This window comes from Shewanella sp. M16 (genome assembly GCF_018224605.1).
Lineage (GTDB): Bacteria > Pseudomonadota > Gammaproteobacteria > Enterobacterales > Shewanellaceae > Shewanella > Shewanella oncorhynchi.
Map to the genome: position 1 here is coordinate 1 of NZ_JAGTUL010000127.1, position 399 is coordinate 399.

The 399-nt window shown below is 62.9% G+C and carries 1 pseudogene; it reads right to left on the reverse strand.

Features of this window, described 5'->3' with window-relative positions:
• Positions 1 to 399: pseudogene (gene glmM / locus KFE26_RS23700) on the reverse strand (phosphoglucosamine mutase); the annotation flags it as partial.

Sequence of the window (399 nt, forward strand, 5' to 3'; positions counted from 1 at the left end):
TGCCATGTCACGCACCTGCTGCTCATGCTCACCTTCCACCATGACCCGGATCAGGGGTTCGTTGCCGGATTTGCGCAGCAGGACGCGGCCACGGCCAGCCAGCTCCTGTTCCACCTTGGCCACTTCCTGGCTGACGGCATCAGCCGCCAGCGGCTCCTTGCCCTCGGCAAAACGGACGTTCACCAGCACCTGCGGGAACTTGCTCATGCCGGAACGCAGCTTGGCCAGCGGCATCTCGGCGGTGCAGATGGCCATCAGTACCTGCAGGGCAGCGACGATACCATCCCCTGTGGTGGTCTGATCCAGGCAGATGATATGACCGGAGTTTTCACCCCCGATACGCCAGCCCTTCTCGTTCATCATCTCCAGCACGTAGCGGTCACCCACCTTGGCACGGGC